This is a genomic window from Bacillus sp. SORGH_AS_0510 (assembly GCF_030818775.1).
Lineage (GTDB): Bacteria > Bacillota > Bacilli > Bacillales > Cytobacillaceae > Neobacillus.
Genome location: NZ_JAUTAU010000001.1, coordinates 2,419,319 through 2,437,819, shown reverse-complemented (window position 1 = coordinate 2,437,819; position 18,501 = coordinate 2,419,319). Strand labels below are relative to the sequence as shown.

Below are 18,501 nucleotides of genomic sequence, written 5' to 3'. Positions count from 1 at the left end.
AGATTTTCAGATTAATCGTTTAGTTGATTGGAGGTTCTTCTTGTGTAGAATCAACTTTAGGTGAAATCGATTTTGCTTTTGTATCCTTTTTATTTGTTTTCGATATTTCTTGATCCTTTTTTGGCTGCTCTGCAAGAATCACTCCTACACCATCATCAGGACGTGGAATCACATGTGCGGAAACCAACACTCCTGCCTTAGCTGCTGCATACTTTCCCGCATCAACGGCAGCTTGCACGGCTCCTACATCGCCTTCCACTAAAACAGCCACAAGGCCTGCATCTACCTTTTCTTTCTTTATGAGCCTGACATCGGCCGCTTTTACCATTGCATCTGCAGCCACGATGGAGGCAATTAACCCTCTCGTTTCAATCATTCCTAATGCCTTTGCCATGCTCGGCACCTCCCGTAACGTCTATCGAATCAATTATACCGATAATAAGGGCATCGATAGGTAGACTAGTCTCTGCTGCCATATTCGTTGCAGCACTACCTAAAGTTACCATCACTTTATCCCCAACACCTGCACCTATTCGGTCTACAGCAATAAAGGGGGTTTGAATTGGCGATCCATCAGGAAGCTCTGGCTGCACAAATAAAAATTTCAATCCAGTTAAATGGTCTTCCTTTCTAGTCGCCCATACATTTCCGATTACTGTACCAACTTGCAAAAAAATCATCTCCCATCGTTAGTCAATTACCTTGATGGTTTTCCCTAACTCTCTTGCGGTATCACGTGCTAAAGGGGTTACGATTGTATGCTTATAAATCGTAATTGTGTGGTCCTTCCATGTTTGTACATCTCTTTGTGATAAAAGCTTATTTTCAAAGACGACTGGTTCATTAAATTGCTCAATAGCAATTTGCTTTTCGGGTAGTTTGACAAAACTTTCCTTCTTCACTTCGTCCATTTCCTCATATTTCTCTAAAATCCCCATATCTCCGCTAGTAATCAGACCTGCATTCGCTTCATCTGTATCAATATGCATCTCCAACTTATATCTAGCTGATACACGGATAAGTACTTTTTCAAAGGATACAGGACGTTCATCGCCCGTTTTAATCCGTACATATTCTCCATTCTCCACTCCAAAATTCAATGCATCTTCAGGTGTCATATGGATGTGTGCCTGGGCTATAATAAGACCTTCTTTTTTAAAAATACTTCCTTTTGGGCCTACTAGTGTAATAGAAGCCGATTCTTTAATATTTCCAGATTCACGAATCGGAGGTTTTACCCCCAATTTAACCGAATCTGTTTTACTTACTTCTACTTGAGTGAGCGAACGGGCAGGACCAAGAATTCTGACCTTTTCAATAGAACCCCTTGGTCCGACAATCATCACCGTTTCATTTGCAGCAAACTGACCTGGTTGTGATAAATCAGCTTTTTTAGTTAATTCAAATCCTTTACCAAATAGCACTTCTATATCGCTTTGACTTACATGACAGTGTCGGGCAGAAACAGCCATCGGAATGTTACGAGTCACCGAATTTTTATTCAAAAATTGCTGAATGACCTCTTCCACGATCATTTGAATGGCCTGTTTATTCATCACTTATGCTCCTAACCTAGTAAGCTAAAGATTAGAGTTCAGCTTCTAATTTTGGTAAAATGCTTTCCAATTCATTGTGTGGACGTGGAATGACGTGTACAGATAAAAGCTCTCCAACACGTTGTGCAGCTGCCGCACCAGCATCTGTTGCTGCCTTTACCGCACCTACGTCCCCGCGAACAAATACAGTTACAAGGCCTCCTCCAACCTGAACTTTTCCAATTAGGTTGACGTTTGCCGCTTTTACCATTGCGTCAGCTGCCTCAATTGATGCCACTAACCCTTTTGTTTCAACCATTCCTAATGCTGTTAACTCTCTTGCCATTGTCCATTCCTCCTATTAGTTCATTTGATATTTTTTTAAAACTTGATTCACCATTTCAGAAATCAATTTTGGGTCTACGTTTCCTGCAAGATTTACTTGTTTTAAAACCTGTTCAACAATTTCTGATACATTTTCCTTTGAGTCTGATTTTGTTTGACTAGGATGATTTCCTGGCTTTGGAATGATCACCTCTTTATTTCCATATGCCATTCTTTTTATATTGATTAAATGCTTGGCAGATACATTGTCTGAAGTAATATTGCCTCCAAAAGAGCCACAGCCAAGTGTCAGTGATGGCACGAGACCAGTTGTAGCACCAACCGCCCCTATCGAGGAGAGCGTGTTTACCATCAACCTTGACACTGGCATTTCTAGGGCAAATTCCCTTGCTACCTTTTCATCATTCGTGTGCAGAGATAAACTATGTCCTCTCCCGCCAAGATTTAGCAAGCTTAAGCATATTTTTTTTGCCTGATGATAACTATCCGCTGTATATAGTGCTAGGATGGGTGAAAGCTTTTCTATAGAGAAAGGTACATCCTTGCCAACTCTTGTTTCTTCAGCCACTAAAATCCTTGTATCTGAAGGAACAGAGATTCCTGCCATTTCCGCAATTTTTAGTGCACTTTGTCCAACAATAGTAGGATTTAATTTTCCAGGAAGCGGTGAAATGACTTTTTCTAATTTGACTTTTTCTTGATCATCCAACAAATATGCGCCATTTTTCTTTAGTTCTCTAATCGCCAACTGCTGGACATTGCGATCAACCACCATGGCTTGTTCTGTTGCGCAAATCGTACCATGGTCAAATGATTTGCTTTCCACAATCATTTTCATAGCTTTTGCTATATCTGCTGATTTTTCAACATATACCGGAACATTGCCAGGACCTACCCCATAAGCTGGTTTTCCTGAGCTATAAGCCGCCCGGACTAAATCTTTTCCACCCGTTGCGAGGATTAAGTCAATGTCACGATGTTTCATTAATTCCGTCGTTGCTGCCATTGTGGGTTTAGAGATCCAGCCGATAATCCCATCAGGTGCTCCTGCCTCTTTAGCGGCCTTCAAGCAAATTTCCAATGCCGCTATCGTACATTTAACTGCTCTAGGGTGTGGGCTAAAAACTATTCCATTTCTTGTTTTCAAGCTAATTAATGCTTTAAAGATAGCCGTCGAGGTTGGATTGGTCGTTGGAATTATACCAGCGATTACTCCAAATGGTGCCGCCACTTCCACTACCTTGTTAGCATGGTCCTCTTTAATAATGCCAACTGTCTTTTCATTCTTGATAGATTGGTATACAGCCATTGAACCGACATCATTTTTCATACGTTTGTGTTCAATAATACCCATTCTAGTTTCTTCAACAGCAAACTTTGCTAATTCCAATGATTTAGCAAAAGCAGCCTCCGCTACCCGCTTCACGATTTCGTCGACTTGCTCTTGTGAAAACGCCATGTACTTCTGTTGCGCTTCCTTTGCTTTTTGAAGGGCATCCCGCATTTCTTGGATTGATTGTAAATCATGGTCAAACTGCACCTGGGATACACACCTTTCTTTAAAAATAGTAGTTAATTACATTTGTCTTGGATTTCTGCTGATATCAAGAATAACCTCACGGAATGCATCGGCTGCTGCCTGACAGGCTGATTGCGAACCGGTCAGAAGTCCCCCTCCAAAGTTCGTTTCTGATGGCGGGCCAAAAAATTTAACTAACTTTACGTCTGCTGCCTTTAACGCTGCATCAATTCCATAAACTGCCTCGAGTGGCGGAGCAATCAAGTAAGCAAGAGCTTCCCCTTGCTTAATTCCAGCTTCTTTCGATAAATAGCTTCCCGTCCTTGCTACAACATGGGCATACAACGCATGGCTTTTATCCTCATTTACCGCTTCGAAAAAAGCATCGTTTACTGCTGTCTGGATGACCGCCTCCATTCCACTTTTCACTTCATCTGGTGTTGGACCAGCTAGGATGCCAATCATTTCACCTGATAATGGTCCAGAGGCATGTGCTGCACCCGCATAGAATGAGCGTGCATAAACTACCTCTACATCCGCTCTTTTTGTAGCCTCATCTAATGCAGTATAACCAACATCATCAATGGTGGAAGTAAAAATGGCCAGGCTACGATGATTGGGCTCTAGTTGGAACTGCTCAGCAAGGGCGGAGTCTACGTTTGGGATAATTCGGACAGCTAATATTTCTGCATGAATTCGCTCTAAGGTCACAAACAAGTCCCCCCTTATTGTTCTTTTTGAACTAGCGAAACTCCACTAGCTTGATATTTTAATACTTTTTGAATGACTGTACCTAGGTAGGCACCGGCTTCAACCGGCGGTATTCCACCTTTATGAATATTTGATACAACCATTCTGTCCGCCTCAATTGTCCCTAAGCGGGGTTCATAGCATAGATAGGCACTAAGAGATTCCGCACTCACAAGACCTGGACGCTCTCCAATCAAGTACACAATCACTTTTGGCTTTAACAGCTCTCCAACATCATCCATGGCAGCTACTCTTCCTTTTTCAATGAAAAAAGGCGTCCCAACATCAAGGCCTAAACCTTGTAGAGCTTGATTAAGAGATAAAAAAACATCCTCTAAGTTTTCATCAATCGCCTTTGAACTTAAACCATCTGATACAATGATTTGAACAGTCGGAGATTTTTTGCATTTTTGTGTAATCAGTTGCTTAGATTCTTCAGAAAGCTTGCGCCCAAAATCAGGCCGTCTTACATACACTTCTTTGTCAGCCACCTTTGTGTTTACTTTAAAAAGCGATAAACTTTCTAATAAACCAGGATTTACATCACCGTACACAGCATCCACTGCAGCTGCATGATCGTATCGAAACTTCAACCAGGTATTCGTTTTAGGTCTTAGTCCCGCTCTCCCCACCCCAATTCTTGCAGGTGTTTTACTAATCAAAGATGCTAATTCATCCTTATCAAATGGAGATTCAATTCCAATAACAGGTTTTGATTCTATGTTAATTTCTTCAATTTCATCTTGTAAGGTTCGATGCATCTTTTCTTTAATTGGTTGACAGTTATTACTCGCTGAAGGGTGTGATTGACTATCTGCATTATGATTCCAAAACTTCACCTCTACTTCTGATGACGTCTGTTCATCGGTCACCACAGTTTGTGATTGTAATTTTTCATATATTAATTTGGTAATTTGTTCAACTAACTCAGGGTTCATTCTAAACACCTCCTACCCTCGAAAAAATAGTTGGATCTCCTGCCTTTTTACTTAACTTACCATTTTCAAAAATCCCCATCTTTTCAAGCCACTCTTCGAACAATGGAGCAGGGCGCTTATTCAATGTTTGTCTTAAGGTTGCCACATCGTGATAACTTAAGGACTGGTAATTCAACATGCAGTCATCACCCATTGGTGCAGCAATGATAAAATTCACTCCCGCAGCAGTTAAAAGCACACCTAAATCCTCAATATCATTTTGATCTGCTTTTATATGGTTTGTATAACAAATATCTACTCCCATCGGAATCCCATGCATTTTACCCATAAAGTGGTCTTCTAGCCCTGCTCGGATTACCTGTTTATTGTTGTACAAATATTCCGGCCCAATAAAGCCAACCACTGTGTTTACGATATAAGGATCAAAGTATCGAGCAAAGCCATAATTACGTGATTCTAAGGTCAATTGATCGATGCCATAATGTGCCTCTGCTGATAACTCAGAGCCTTGGCCCGTTTCAAAATACATACGCTGTGGCCCTGTTCCAGTTCCATATACTTTAGCCATTTCATTGGCTTCTTCTAAAAGGGAAGTAGTAATACCAAATGAACGGTTAGCGGCTTCGGTTCCTGCGATACTTTGGAAAATCATATCTGCAGGAGCTCCTTGCTGGAGTGCTTTCATCTGAGCAGTAACATGGGCTAGCACACAGTTTTGTGTTGGTATTTCCCATTTTTGAATGAAGTCATGGGTAGCATGTAGCAGTCTCTTAACACTCTCTACTGAATCATCCACGGGGTTGATACCAATGACCGCATCACCAATTCCATAAGAAAGACCTTCTTTCATGGATGCCATCATTCCCTCAACATTGTCTGTTGGATGGTTAGGCTGTAGTCTTGAAGCAAGCACCCCTTTTTGACCAATCGTAATATTACATTTTGATAGAATCTCAATCTTGTTTGCTGCATGAACCAAGTCTAAATTGGACATGATTTTCGCAACTGCAGCGATCATCTCACTATTTAAACCTCTGCTTAACCGCTTTAAATCTTCACCAGTGGTTGTATCATTTAGGATATACTCCCTAAGCTCGGAAACGGACCAATTTTTAATCGATTGATAGATTGGTTCATTAATTTGACCTTCAATAATGCGTGAGACCTCATCTTCATCAGGAGATAGTAGCGGGTTCTCCCTAATATCATGAAGTGTTAGGTTGCTTAATACTTCCTTTGCAGCTATTCGCTCTTGTACGGTTTCTGCTGAAAGACCTGCTAAGCGGTCACCTGATTTTTCTTCGTTTGCTTTTGCGAATAAGTCCTTTAATGAGGAAAATTGGTAGACTGTGCCGAAATAATTCGTCTTTAATCTCACCTCAAAGTCCCCCTTTCTTCATTCTGGAATGTTAAAGTTTTTATTATGACCGGAACAACATCCGATTCTAGTACGCGACCAATGTCTAAATAGTCACCATTTTCAACGGTAATTTGATCTATGCAAATGACCGATTGCGAAGAATCTTTCCGATTAATCGTTTGTCCAAGTACTTTTGCATAATCTCTATCTAAAACAAGGACCACAGGCTGCGATTGATTCGGTTTTTGCTTCAGCCCTTGTAGGATGCATTCTGCCCATTCGTCAATTTCTCGAAAGCGTAAATAGGGTAGATTCGAAAAATAAAGGGCAAAATTCTGACCTTCCTTCTGGGGATCATATAGTTCAATTGCTTCTATCAGCTTTTTCGAAATAGAATCCACTACCTCGTTAAAATCTTTGTCAAATCGGATTTGAAAAACCGGCAAATTCTTAAGTGGTAATTGGCTACTATCTACCTCAATGGTCGCCCCGCTGATTTCCGTTGTTTGCAACCCCGCACCTAAGACGGTTGCCCTTACAGTTTCCTCCGGCTTGACCCATGACCATTTATGTAAGACCACATTTTCTTTCAAGGAAGCAGCCAGTACCATGCCTATGTCATCATATTGGGCTGGGTTAGCAGACTCGTCTTCATAACGATAGATACATTCACCAACTCCTCCTGAAAACATAATAGCCTCTACATCTTCCTGCCAATTAGGTTCATGACCTAATAAAAGGAATTGGTCTTCTTTCGTAAGCGACTTTTGTAGCATCCTTCCAATCACATCAGCCATAAAATTAGTAATTCTTTTTATTTCATTTAACCTTATGGATTGTCCCTCATTTATGATTGTCCCCCAATAATTCAGTAGATTCTTCACAGGGGGTGAAATACTTTTGATTTTTGAGTCATGAAATTCTATTAGTCTACCGCCAATATGGAGTGTACAAGTGCCACAAAGTTGCCCTGATTTATAAACTGCTATATTTGCTGTTCCGCCACCGATATCAATATTGGCAGTAACTTTTCCTGATGATTTCGAGTACTCATAGGCACCAGAACCCTTTGCAGCAATGATCCCTTCTAGATCTGGTCCGGCCGTGGCTACCAAAAATTCACCGGCATGATCCGATAGCTGGTGGATCATTACTTCTGCATTTGTCTTCGTTGCTGTTTCTCCCGTGATGATGACAGCCCCGGTTTTAATATCTTTAGGCTCAACCCTTGCTTTTTTATATTCATCTTTTACTAATGCCTCAATTTTTTCGATATCGATTGAAGTTGGAGATAGAAGTGGGGTTCGATAAATGGGACTTCGATAAACGACCTGCTTATCAATAATCTCGATGCGAGGAACATGTGCCCCGCCAGCCATATTCATCAATGTAAACTTACTAATCACTACTTTCGTTGTACTCGTTCCGATATCAATTCCAGCACTGATCATCTCTTCTTTATGTGGGCTAATAAATTTCATATCCCATCTCCCCAAAAACAAAGACGCCCCTTTTAAACCATCTAGAATTAGATCGTTTAAAAGAGGCGCCTTTGCCTGTAAATTCATTTGTAATCATAATATAAATTAATTTCTGAACATTGTAAAGGCTTTCATTTAAAAATAATGAATGGAGAGGGTTGTTTATCAATATATGCCTTCATTTCCTGTACTGTATTCATAGTAACTAGAGCTCTAATTTCATCAATCCCTTCATTATTAAGGGCTGAAGTAATCACAATAGGTCCTTTATTACCTACTACCTTTTTTAATAATTCAACTGCACCTTTAACATCTGCTTGCTCCGAATCACTCTTTGTAACGACCCCAATAGGCACCTTATTAATCCCCATACTAAACCCATGTGGAAAAATCAATTTTTTTTTCGTACTATCTTGCAAATATAGGACATGAGTAACCTCCAATGCAGTTGCCATGATATTTTTGTAAAAAAGAGGATTCTCAGTATATTCGCCAGGCGTATCAACAACCCAATCATAATATAAGAGGGATTGAGTTTTTACAGCTTTTACTTCACGACCAAGTAGTGCGTTAGTTAAAGTAGATTTTCCTGCACCTATTGATCCGATTAACATGGCCCTATTCTTTTTAATCAATTATACCTCTCCTTTTCATTACGATTTGGTAATTTGAGCTGGTGTGTAATGAAGGGTTTCAGACAGAAAGCGATTGATTTCTCTCATAGCCATATCTACTTCTGACACATTCCCCACAATAACTAAGCTACCTGTAAAACGATCCAGAAATCCTAATTTGACATTTGCGGCTTTCGTCGCTAAATCCCCTGCAATAATAACTGTTTCACTCGGAGTTAAAGTAAGAATCCCTAGTGCTCCTGCTTCCTGTATGCCTAATTTCTCAAACATATCAGGATCGGGATTGGCAATTAAATGACTTAATGTTACCTGCTTGCCTGGGACAAATTCTTGTATAAATCGTTTTTTCTCTTCACTCATAAAAAACACCTCTCCATTTTCAATCATTGAGACAAAAAAATGCTTAATAGACTTTATTTTTAAAAAAAATAAAATCTATTAAGCACCTTTGCTCACGATTATTTACTTGTAGTTCATTCGTTTAGCTGGGATATTTCAAGAGAATATATTTTGCTACCTTTTCAATAGGGAGCTGCTTTTTCATACTGATATTTCTCATTTTATTGTAAGCTGTTTCTTCTGGTAAATTCAATTGTTTCATTAAAATTCCTTTTGCTTTTTCAATTAATTTACGATTCTCCAGCTCTTTATTCATTTCTTCTACTTTTTGCTTGAAAAGGTTTGTGGTTTCTGCCTGCCGTAGTGCAATCTCAACTGCAGGAATTAAATTAGCCTCAGAAATAGGTTTTACTAAGTAGCCAAGAATATTGGCTTGTTTTGCTTTTTCAATATATTCCTTTTGACTGTAAGCTGTTAAAAGTATGATTGGAATATTAAATTTATTCGAAATAATCTCACTTGCTTTTAACCCATTCAACTTTGGCAGTTTTATATCCATGATGATTAAATCTGGTTTTAGATTAAATGCTAATTCAACAGCTTTTTCTCCGTCCGCTGCTTCGGCAATTACTTCATAACCTGCATCCTTTAACATGTAGGAAACATCTAATCGAACGAGTGACTCGTCTTCTGCTACCATAATACGTTTTTTCAATGTTAATACTCCCTTTCTAAGGGGAATTCTACTGTGGCAGTCGTTCCCTCACTGGTTCCTACGATAGTAAATTGACCTGATAAATCATGTTCAATCATCATTTTCACAATATCCAAACCTAAGGAATGCTTATTGGAGGAAGGACAACCTATTCCATTGTCCTGTACCTGAACACAAATGTTCGGACCTAGGTGCTCAATGGTCACCTTAATTTTTCCATCAGTTAAACCAGTAAACGCATGTTTCACACAATTTTGAATAAGTTCATTTATGACCAATGCAACAGAAACAGCCAAATTTGACTTAATCAACAGCCTTGGACCTGAATATTCAATTGAAATATGTTTACTATCATGATCATTACTAAAAACCAGCATATTTCCTATTTTTTCAATTAAACTAAAAATCTCCACATCATCAATGCTGGAATTTGATAGGATAATCTCATAAACAGAAGCAATACTTAAAATCCGATTGAGACTTTCAATAAAATGGACTTTGCTTTCTTCAGGAACTCCTCTTCTCATTTGAAGTCGCAAAAGACTGGCGACCGTTTGGAGGTTATTTTTCACACGGTGGTGGATTTCTCGAATTGCTACAGTCTTTACTGTTAGTTCTCGTTCCTTTTCTCTGAGTTCAGTCAAATCACGAAAGATAATGAATGAACCACTGCTTTTATCGTTTTGAACAAGATTAATCTTTTTCATCTGAAAGACTTTATTTTTAATCTTCACCTCTTGAATGACTAATTCATCCGGTAGAATACAAACCTCGCGTAGATCAGGAAAATAGTCAATAAAGGATGTTCCATTTTTATATTCTTTGGAACATATTTCTAATAATAAATTCATGGCGGACGGATTCGCATATTGAATGTGCAAATCAGGGCCAATAATAAACAAAGACTCTTCAATTACTTCAGGAATAAAAGGACTATTTTCAGCCATCCCAAGAAGGAGCTCACTTAGTGTCTCATTCGCTTCTGTTAACGTTTTCATTTTGTTTTGGTTATGCAACTTATCACTTATGTCCTTTTCCATAATTAATGTCCCTATTACCCGGTTATCATTGCCTTCAATTGGGACTACACTCTGCTCTACTTTTTTACCTTCTTGTGTTAATGCATGGTTTAAGAAAATAGGCTTACCTGTTCGAAGTACATAAAAGACAGCAGGTTCAAAAGTTTCATAAGCGAACTTGCCAACTACAGGATTTTTATACACGGATTTCGCTGTTGTTGGTGAAGCTTCAGCTACCACAATCGCATGTTTTCTTTCTCTCGTAGGACAATCAATAAATACATTTGCTTGGTTTAAATCTGCAATCAATGGTAGGTTATGAACCACTTCGTTTATCTTTTGAATATCTTCATCTGTAAGATCTGTATGTATTTTACACAGGGAATACACTGCACTTATTTCGTTTTTCGTCATCCATATCCCCCCTGTATCTATAAATATGCAAATATATTAAATATTTTATATATCATTATATTTAGTGTCAAATAGCAATATTTTGATGATTTACTACAAGTATAAGTCAACAATAAAAAGTTAATTAGGGTCTCATTGTTAAATATATTTTTTAAACTTGGCAATAATAACCTCGATAAAGATTGAAAGGATGGGATGGTTGATGTCATTAGAATGGTTTGACAGAGTATGTGGAGAATTACAGGAGCATCTCGAGTCTATTTGCGAAGAATATGATCAAGTTGGTCAGATGACGATTGAAAGAGCTGCCAAACATCCAAGGATCGAATTTTTCGTCGATACTGCAGATGTTGATACCGAAGAACTTGACCGTGACTTTTTCTGCACTTTGTTTTTTGACCCGCAAAACGAAGAGTTTTATATTGATACCTTCGACGTAGACAGCGGTCATACTGCGAAGATCATCCTTTCAGACATCGAAGAAATTATTCAAGAGGTCCACGAAAGTCTTCATGATTATATGAACGACGAAGATCATTACACTGATGAGGGGATTTTCCTGAATACTTCAGAGGGTTGTGTTGACGAGGAGGAGGAGTTCGAGAGTAAAGTTGTCTATGAAACGATTGACGATGATAACGATGATGAATACTATGAAGCAGAACAACTGAACGAAGACGATATATTTGAAGAAATTGACGTAGAATGGTCCACTCCAGAGGTAACTGCCTTCAAGCATGAAGATGAAGTGGAAGTTACATATCAATTTGGTGTGGTCCAAGAAACCGGAGACGGTGTACTTAGACGTGTAAACCGAATATGGACAACGGATGAAGAATTAATTAAAGATGAATCTCATTTTATTTTTAGTAAAGAAGAAGCAAGTACCATAATTGCAATGATTGCTAGCCACATGGATCAGTTAAGCGAGTTTGATTTTTGATACCTAATACTTGGGGATCATGACAAAATAGTCATGATCCTCTTTTTATTCAACTGTATAATCTATTTCAATAAGGTCCCAGGCGGTGACGATTCCTAGAGGTGCCTCGTCTGCTTCACCATTCTCTGTTATAATGACACCTTCAAGCTTCCGCTTCTTTTTATGGGCTTTTTCGAAAATATTCTCTACATCAAAGATGTTTATATCTTTAGAAACGATTTCAATAGGTTGTTCTTTTTCATATTTCATTATGTCGGAAACATGAATATCGGATAAATTCACCAGATTACTTTCCATATTTTGAGCCATCCATTTTACAATAGATCCTGCAGTTAGGAGACCAATGCATATCTTGTTCTTATAAATTGGAAATTTTGAATAACCATATTTTTTGATGGCTGCAGTTACTTTTAAAATGCTATCCTGATAATTAAAGTAGACAACATTTTTCGTTGCTATAGACAGCGCGTAATTAGGACGGCTAAATACGTTGGCGATTTTTTCGATATGAGAAACCACCTTTGCATTTGGCTCTGCAATATAAAAGCCAACCTCCATTTTTTCATGAACAATGGCGTTTCGAAGTCTAGCATATTGTTCTAAATCTTTTTTATAGGTATCAATCATTTGATATTTTTTAGCGCCAACTTTGACTAAAACTACGAATCTATCATCTTTTATTTGTACAATATCTTTTAGTGCCTCATGTACTTGATTAAACGCTACCTCAAAACGTTCCGATAGTAACGGACCCTGTTTCTTATTCATATAGAATTGCTCTCCCATTTATGTTGCTCGTATATATTTATTTATCCAACATTTTAATTGAAAAATCAATAATTTTCATAAAAAAGCGGTAGCTAACTTGCAACCGCTTCTTCTATTGGATATTTTCACATTCGTCCTTTATTATTTCAAATTTCAAATTATTGATCTGCTAAAATGGTAACAATCTGATCCTCAATTTTCTTTCCCTTTTCATTCTCCACCATATTGTTTAAAAGAATTGAAAAGATAAATGTTTGTCCACTTTTCGTTGGCACATATCCAGAAAGTGAACTTACTGTTGAAATAGTTCCTGTTTTAGCTTTCACTTTCCCTTGGGTACTCGAACCTTTCATACGATTCCTTAATGATCCCCCAATCATTTTGTCAGGAATACCTGCAACGGGTAATGCTTTCTGAAAACTAGGAAACCATTCTTCCTTCTGGACTGAAAATAGGAGTTGAGATAGTTGGTTTGCTGGGATTAAGTCAACATGGGAAACACCAGAGCCATCTCGAATAACTAAAGTTTCCGGATTGACCCCGAATTTCGGCATCTCTGTTTTTAGCACGTCCAACCCTTTTTCCCAGCTGCCCTCTCCTTTTACCACCTTCCCCATTTCCTTCACTAAAGATTCTGCATGACCATTGTTACTTAGCTTCATGAAAGGAACTAGTAATTGAGACAATGGCATAGAATGATGGATGGTTACTATTTTTGCGGTGTCAGGCACCTTACTTGTTTTGATGTTTCCACTCACTGTAATCCCATGTTTTATTAAAGATTGTTTTAGAAGGGAAACAGCATAACGGGTTGGGTCCCAAACCCCTACATACGCTTTTTCTGTCTTTGCTTTTGCAGGAATAGTCCCTTTAATAATAACTATATTTTTAGCATGCTCCCTCTGAATGGTCAGTTTCTTTTTTTCATTCTCTGCAACCGTTTTTGCAAGATTTATTACCTTTACATATTTAGTTTGTGGTGTCATTTTTATATTTGGAGTGTCTCCATCTTTCATTCCAGGCTTCACTTCTATTTTGACTGACCCAGCGTCAAAATCAGATGTAGGTGAAGCTGTTAAGGCAGAAATTTGTGCACCGTAATGTTCAGTTTCGTCACTCCATGGCAAGTCTAATGAATACCGTACGTTATCGTACCACGAATCATCGCCCACCAAATTTCCCTTTATTGTTTTAATTCCCTGCTTTTGAATACCCTCTGCCATTTTATCAAAATCGGATATTAACAGTGTTGGATCTCCTTTTCCTTTTATATATAGATTTCCTTCTAGGGTCTTCTTTTTAACTGGCCCACCTACATACACTTCCGTTGAGAAGGTATAGTCCTGGCCAAGAACATTAAGCGCCGCTGCTGCTGTTAAGAGTTTCATATTGGAAGCAGGCCGTAATCGAACATTGCCTTGATAATCATAGATAATTTGACCAGTTGTTGCAGAGCGAACACTAATTCCAGCAATGGCTCCTTGTAAAGCAGGATCTTTCATAAGTAGTTGATTGAGCTGTACAGTGATGTTTGCAGTGTTGCTCATTGCTTTTACCTGACTAAGAGGAACCGAGGCACCCAGCAACATGATGATTAATAATAAGTATCTTACTCTTTTTATCAAGCTTGGTTCAACCTTCCCTTTTTCCTAGAGTTTGTGCAAAAAGAACCAGTTTTATGTTTAAAAGGAATATTGAACCACTATACTTTCTCCTTCAAAACATTAATATTATTCTTCATATATTGCCAATTCTGTGGTGCAGGCAAACTTATTTGCCAAAAAGTAGTACCGGCTAACTGATACATATCAATTAATCGATATTTCTCTATAAAACTACGAATATCCTCAAACCAAATAATATGCTCCTCCGCTCCCTGATAGTAACGAAACCAGGGGGATTGGCTGACAGCGTCGAAATCAATTATAGAGCCAGTTGAAATGGCTTGATTCTGGGCTGCAAGAACGGAAAGAGCTCGGGTTCGATTAGTTGGAACCATCTTGTCATACCCATAAAGGGGGATAGCAATTTGTAGTTTAGCTGGACCCAACTGTGTAAGAGAGTACTGAATCACCTGTTCCATCCAATTAATCGGAGCAATTGGATCGGGCGGGCCCCCTGGATAACCATAGTCAATCGTCATCACAGCCATAATATCTGCCACTTTCCCAATTGCTGCATAATCATAAGCACCAATTATGCGGTTGGTTGGAATATCCGCTATCTTTGCATGTACATTCACATGCAAAATAAGATCACCCAATGCGAGCTTTAATTCTGTTAAGAAAATATTAAAATCGTTACGTCTGCCAGGTGGAATAAATTCAAAGTCTATACTTACCCCGCCAAATCCTCTTTGTATCGTTAGATTTACTATACTTGCAATCAAATTGGTTCGGTAAACAGGATTACCTAACACCTTCCCCGCCAAATCAGAGCTAAATTCATTGCCCGTATAATTTCTAATCATCAATAACGGAATAATCGCCAACTCCTTACATCGTGTCACAATCTCAGTATCATCTACCTGATTAAAAGCATAACCTTCTTCTGTAAAAGCATAAGCAACAACCGCTACATATGTTAGTTGTCCTGCCAATAAGTTTATGGTCATTGCATTTGCACTTTTTGACGATGGCACCAAGAATCCAAGTGTGGCTATTTCTAATTTTACTTGTGAAGGGATTTTTAACACTTGCCCAATAATAAGACGATTCGGGTCCAAACCGGGATTTGCAGACAAAATACTTGTAATTGTTGTTTTATAATGTTGTGCAAGCTGCCAAATATTATCCCCTGCTTTTATTCTATAGGAACGGTTTGTGAGCAGAGTATCGGGTAAATATAGAGCAAGACCAGGCACAATAGAAGTAGCGGATGGCAGCCCATTAAGCTCTACTATTGTTTCTACCGAAACACCATAAAATGTTGAAATGGTCCACAAGCTTTCGCCAGCAGCTACTACATGAACAGCCATAATATCACTCTCCCTTATTTACCATCATATGGTCATAAAAAGTGAATATACTTTCCTCCAAACAAAAAAACGAACTCGCCACTAGACAAGTTCGTCTTCCTCTAATATTGAATTGTAGGGGCTGTCTTCTTTAGTTTTGAGCCAGCCCCTTCATTTGAAACTACTATTAATTATAAGTTATCACCATACTTATATTTCCTGTATCTTGCAGCATGGCATGCATCACAGGTTGGGAAAGCATGGTCCCATGGAAGCTTTTTACCACAGTTTTTACATTTCTTAACAAACTTTTTTATTTCTGTCTTTAACCGATCTTGGACTCGATCACTCACTTCTTCCCTGAGTCGTTCCCAATAAATTGCCTCAGTTCGTTCACCCAAACGATATAAAAATAAGAGGTGCAATCCGATCGCTTTGTAGCTTAGTTCTAGTTCTTCAAGGCTCCTTTCTTTTACAATCGGTTCTGGAAGTTCCAGTCCATGAATAATGCTATACATAGTATCTTCCCATTGTCTGATAAGGACTTGTTCATTTTTTGAAAAAGGCAAGTGTAAAAATCCATACAAATCCAATAATGAAAGCCTAGCTTCAATTTCGGTTCCTGCAATTAAATGATATAACGCCTTCTCCTCTGAAAGTGAAGCTTTTTTCGTACCTTTCGGACTTTCAAATTTCTCCCATAACTCAAAAAACGTTCCTAAATCATGGTAATAGCGCTGAAATTTTTCAAAAACCGAATTAGTAGGAGCGATGGCAAACGTATGGACAGGTTCATCCTCTTGTAGAAGCAGATTTCTCATTTTTTTTATATCAGCTGTAAATGCCACCTTACCGACATCATAGATTCCTTTTCTACCCGCACGACCAGCAATTTGTTTCACTTCCTGGGAAGTGAGCAGTCGCCTTCTTGTGCCGTCAAATTTTTCATTTTCTAAGAATACAATCCTGCGAATGGGCAGATTTAAACCCATCCCAATGGCATCAGTAGCCACAATGACCTTTGTTCTTCCATTGATAAATTGCTCTATTTGTTTTTTTCTCGTTTCGGGAGGCATACTGCCGTAAATCATACTGACTGAATGGCCATCATTTTGTAATCTTGATGCCGTTTCGAGAACTCGCCTCCTTGAAAAACAAATGAGAGCATCCCCTTTTTTCACATGTTTGATATGAAATTCTTTTTTTTCAACTTCTAATGGGGTATCCCGGGAATACTCATTCACTTCAATGTCCGAATCTCCCAACAGCTGGAGCAACATGGACTTAGAATTCCTGCTCCCTATGATGTGAACTTCCTCAGCATTAGCTTTCGTGATCGCTTTATACCAGGAAAATCCCCTGTCCTTATCCGTAATCATCTGTGCTTCATCGATAACTACTACCTCATAAAACTCTTTTTCATGAAACATTTCTACTGTACAGGATATATGTCTCGCATCAGAGACGATTTTTTCCTCTTCGCCTGTTTTTAAGGAACAAGGTATTCCTTCTGAATTTAACTTATCATATACCTCTAAAGCTAATAACCGAAGTGGTGCTAAATATAGCCCACTACTTGCCTCTTTCATTTTCTCTAGGGCATGATGAGTTTTTCCAGTGTTGGTCTCGCCAATGTGAAGAACATAACGAATATGACGATTCAGTGATGGATCATACTCAGCCCCAAATATATCCTTCATCATCCGCTCTTCTGTTTCTTTTTTCCGTTTAAGCTCCTCCTCTTCTTCTATTTTCTTTTTTTCCCTTGCCTGAATGTCTTTTTCAAGGATTTCCTTGTGTACTGTACTATCAAAAGGAATATCAACAAGTTTGATTAAGTCTGAAAGGTATTCCTCTTGAATGTCTTCTATAAAATAACCTTCAACATCATAAAGCAGCTGTGAAATACTTCCCTTTACAAATGAGGCAGTTAACTGTTCATGGGCGGTATCCAAAAACCTATTTTTTAGTTCTGGTGAGAGCACTTTTAAAACTTCCTGTGGAATTAGCTCTGTTAAATAATCAGATATTAAACTTTCATAAACAAAAAAATAAGTTTGATATTCATAAAAACTTCTGCCCCAATGAAGTGTTTTATGAATATCACCTGTTAATTCTTTAAAGAAAGTAGCTACAGTAGTATAGGAAGCAGGATTAAACCGACCTTCACCGACTAGTTTTTCTTCGAGTGCAAATGTATCAACCTCTTGAAATTTCGTATTGTTTTCAATGTCTGCCCTTAATTGGCGGGCAACAAAGTAACGAATATTTAGGTAGAACCATTCGTAGTTCTGTTCAATAATGTCACTCGCAGCTTCTTCAATTTCCATCCGTATCGCTTGCTTTTCTTCTTCTAGCTGTTTTTGCTCTTGTTGTCTAAAGTAATTTTCTTTTGCATGATGATACCCTTTTTCCCACATTTCTTCCTTTCCAACATATGTTTCTTTAACCCACGCAAGTGCATCGAATGGTTGATACATTCTCATTTCATCTCTAAACAACTTATTTATTAACTTTCGGTCTATCCCTTGTATCTCATAGCCTTTTTCACTTAGATATGATTTTTTTTCATTTTTCGGAACATCATTTGTTGATTTATTTAACCAGACATTCACCCATATCTGTTCAATATAGTGACTTCGTTCAGTTAAATACTGCTCAAAAGACGGCAACAAATCCTTTGTTTCTAAATAACGGTCCATGTCTTCTTGAATCTTTATTTTAGTGTGTTCAATCGCTTGAGGGTAAATTGTAAGTAATTTACTCAATTAGACGCCTCCTCTT

17 protein-coding genes and 1 pseudogene are annotated in these 18,501 nt (G+C 38.4%); 1 reads left to right on the top strand and 17 read right to left on the bottom strand.

Annotation, left to right across the window (positions count from 1 at the left end; all coding sequences use genetic code 11):
- Positions 1-19: 19 nt before the first annotated feature.
- The 13 genes and pseudogenes from QE429_RS12550 to QE429_RS12490 all read right to left on the bottom strand — a co-directional run bounded on the left by QE429_RS12550 (position 20) and on the right by QE429_RS12490 (position 11,050).
- A complete protein-coding gene (locus QE429_RS12550) occupies positions 20-394 on the bottom strand; it encodes a BMC domain-containing protein (protein WP_307287354.1) in 375 nt (124 codons plus the stop codon).
- Positions 369-671 carry a EutN/CcmL family microcompartment protein gene (locus tag QE429_RS12545; RefSeq protein ID WP_307287353.1) on the bottom strand — a complete coding sequence of 101 codons (303 nt, stop codon included), beginning with the start codon at positions 669-671 and terminating at the stop codon, positions 369-371. The genes QE429_RS12550 and QE429_RS12545 overlap by 26 nt, the downstream gene beginning before the upstream one ends.
- Positions 672-911: 240 nt before the next feature.
- Positions 912-1,556: pseudogene (locus QE429_RS12540) on the bottom strand (phosphate propanoyltransferase); the annotation flags it as partial.
- 31 nt (positions 1,557-1,587) lie between these two features.
- On the bottom strand, positions 1,588-1,881 hold the full coding sequence (eutM, locus tag QE429_RS12535; protein ID WP_307287352.1) for an ethanolamine utilization microcompartment protein EutM: 294 nt from the start codon (positions 1,879-1,881) through the stop codon (positions 1,588-1,590).
- A gap of 15 nt (positions 1,882-1,896) precedes the next feature.
- Entirely contained in the window at positions 1,897-3,420 is a 1,524-nt protein-coding gene (locus QE429_RS12530; protein WP_307287351.1) for an aldehyde dehydrogenase family protein, read from the bottom strand.
- A 36-nt stretch (positions 3,421-3,456) separates the two neighbouring features.
- Entirely contained in the window at positions 3,457-4,110 is a 654-nt protein-coding gene (eutL, locus tag QE429_RS12525) for an ethanolamine utilization microcompartment protein EutL (RefSeq protein WP_307287350.1), read from the bottom strand.
- A 14-nt stretch (positions 4,111-4,124) separates the two neighbouring features.
- Complete coding sequence (gene eutC / locus QE429_RS12520) at positions 4,125-5,087, bottom strand: ethanolamine ammonia-lyase subunit EutC (protein ID WP_307287349.1); 963 nt, start codon at positions 5,085-5,087, stop codon at positions 4,125-4,127.
- A gap of 1 nt (position 5,088) precedes the next feature.
- Positions 5,089-6,465: an ethanolamine ammonia-lyase subunit EutB gene (locus QE429_RS12515; RefSeq protein ID WP_307287348.1), complete on the bottom strand. Its 1,377-nt coding sequence runs from the start codon at positions 6,463-6,465 to the stop codon at positions 5,089-5,091.
- Entirely contained in the window at positions 6,462-7,928 is a 1,467-nt protein-coding gene (locus tag QE429_RS12510) for an ethanolamine ammonia-lyase reactivating factor EutA (RefSeq protein WP_307287347.1), read from the bottom strand. Before QE429_RS12510 ends, QE429_RS12515 begins: the two co-directional genes overlap by 4 nt.
- Before the next feature lie 131 nt (positions 7,929-8,059).
- Positions 8,060-8,563, bottom strand: coding sequence for a EutP/PduV family microcompartment system protein (locus QE429_RS12505; RefSeq protein ID WP_307287346.1), 504 nt, complete (start codon positions 8,561-8,563; stop codon positions 8,060-8,062).
- An 18-nt stretch (positions 8,564-8,581) separates the two neighbouring features.
- Entirely contained in the window at positions 8,582-8,923 is a 342-nt protein-coding gene (gene eutS, locus QE429_RS12500; RefSeq protein ID WP_307287345.1) for an ethanolamine utilization microcompartment protein EutS, read from the bottom strand.
- 121 nt (positions 8,924-9,044) lie between these two features.
- Complete coding sequence (locus QE429_RS12495; protein WP_307287344.1) at positions 9,045-9,617, bottom strand: ANTAR domain-containing response regulator; 573 nt, start codon at positions 9,615-9,617, stop codon at positions 9,045-9,047.
- 2 nt (positions 9,618-9,619) lie between these two features.
- Entirely contained in the window at positions 9,620-11,050 is a 1,431-nt protein-coding gene (locus QE429_RS12490; protein ID WP_307287343.1) for a sensor histidine kinase, read from the bottom strand.
- A 202-nt stretch (positions 11,051-11,252) separates the two neighbouring features.
- On the opposite strand from QE429_RS12490, the gene QE429_RS12485 reads away from it, so the two are divergent.
- Complete coding sequence (locus QE429_RS12485; protein ID WP_307287342.1) at positions 11,253-11,993, top strand: hypothetical protein; 741 nt, start codon at positions 11,253-11,255, stop codon at positions 11,991-11,993.
- A 45-nt stretch (positions 11,994-12,038) separates the two neighbouring features.
- On the opposite strand, the gene QE429_RS12480 is transcribed toward QE429_RS12485, so the two are convergent.
- From QE429_RS12480 to QE429_RS12465, 4 genes are all read right to left on the bottom strand, one after another.
- The gene (locus tag QE429_RS12480) at positions 12,039-12,761 is read right to left on the bottom strand and encodes a CBS domain-containing protein (protein WP_307287341.1); all 723 of its coding nucleotides are present in this window, start codon (positions 12,759-12,761) and stop codon (positions 12,039-12,041) included.
- Positions 12,762-12,919: 158 nt separating this feature from the next.
- Positions 12,920-14,350 carry a D-alanyl-D-alanine carboxypeptidase/D-alanyl-D-alanine endopeptidase gene (gene dacB / locus QE429_RS12475; protein WP_373463251.1) on the bottom strand — a complete coding sequence of 477 codons (1,431 nt, stop codon included), beginning with the start codon at positions 14,348-14,350 and terminating at the stop codon, positions 12,920-12,922.
- A 113-nt stretch (positions 14,351-14,463) separates the two neighbouring features.
- Positions 14,464-15,738, bottom strand: a complete 1,275-nt coding sequence (locus QE429_RS12470; protein WP_307287339.1) for a glycoside hydrolase family 18 protein — start codon at positions 15,736-15,738, stop codon at positions 14,464-14,466.
- Between the two features lie 170 nt (positions 15,739-15,908).
- Positions 15,909-18,485: a DEAD/DEAH box helicase gene (locus QE429_RS12465; protein WP_307287338.1), complete on the bottom strand. Its 2,577-nt coding sequence runs from the start codon at positions 18,483-18,485 to the stop codon at positions 15,909-15,911.
- Between the last annotated feature and the right edge of the window lie 16 nt (positions 18,486-18,501).

Excerpts from the sequence above, each read along its gene's own strand:
- QE429_RS12550 (WP_307287354.1), bottom strand. The coding sequence starts at position 394 with ATGGCAAAGGCATTAGGAATGATTGAAACGAGAGGGTTAATTGCCTCC.
- eutM (WP_307287352.1), bottom strand. The coding sequence starts at position 1,881 with ATGGCAAGAGAGTTAACAGCATTAGGAATGGTTGAAACAAAAGGGTTA.
- eutC (WP_307287349.1), bottom strand. The coding sequence starts at position 5,087 with ATGAACCCTGAGTTAGTTGAACAAATTACCAAATTAATATATGAAAAA.
- QE429_RS12510 (WP_307287347.1), bottom strand. The coding sequence starts at position 7,928 with ATGAAATTTATTAGCCCACATAAAGAAGAGATGATCAGTGCTGGAATT.
- eutS (WP_307287345.1), bottom strand. The coding sequence starts at position 8,923 with ATGAGTGAAGAGAAAAAACGATTTATACAAGAATTTGTCCCAGGCAAG.
- QE429_RS12490 (WP_307287343.1), bottom strand. The coding sequence starts at position 11,050 with ATGACGAAAAACGAAATAAGTGCAGTGTATTCCCTGTGTAAAATACAT.
- QE429_RS12485 (WP_307287342.1), top strand. The coding sequence starts at position 11,253 with ATGTCATTAGAATGGTTTGACAGAGTATGTGGAGAATTACAGGAGCAT.
- QE429_RS12480 (WP_307287341.1), bottom strand. The coding sequence starts at position 12,761 with ATGAATAAGAAACAGGGTCCGTTACTATCGGAACGTTTTGAGGTAGCG.
- dacB (WP_373463251.1), bottom strand. The coding sequence starts at position 14,350 with ATGTTGCTGGGTGCCTCGGTTCCTCTTAGTCAGGTAAAAGCAATGAGC.
- QE429_RS12470 (WP_307287339.1), bottom strand. The coding sequence starts at position 15,738 with ATGGCTGTTCATGTAGTAGCTGCTGGCGAAAGCTTGTGGACCATTTCA.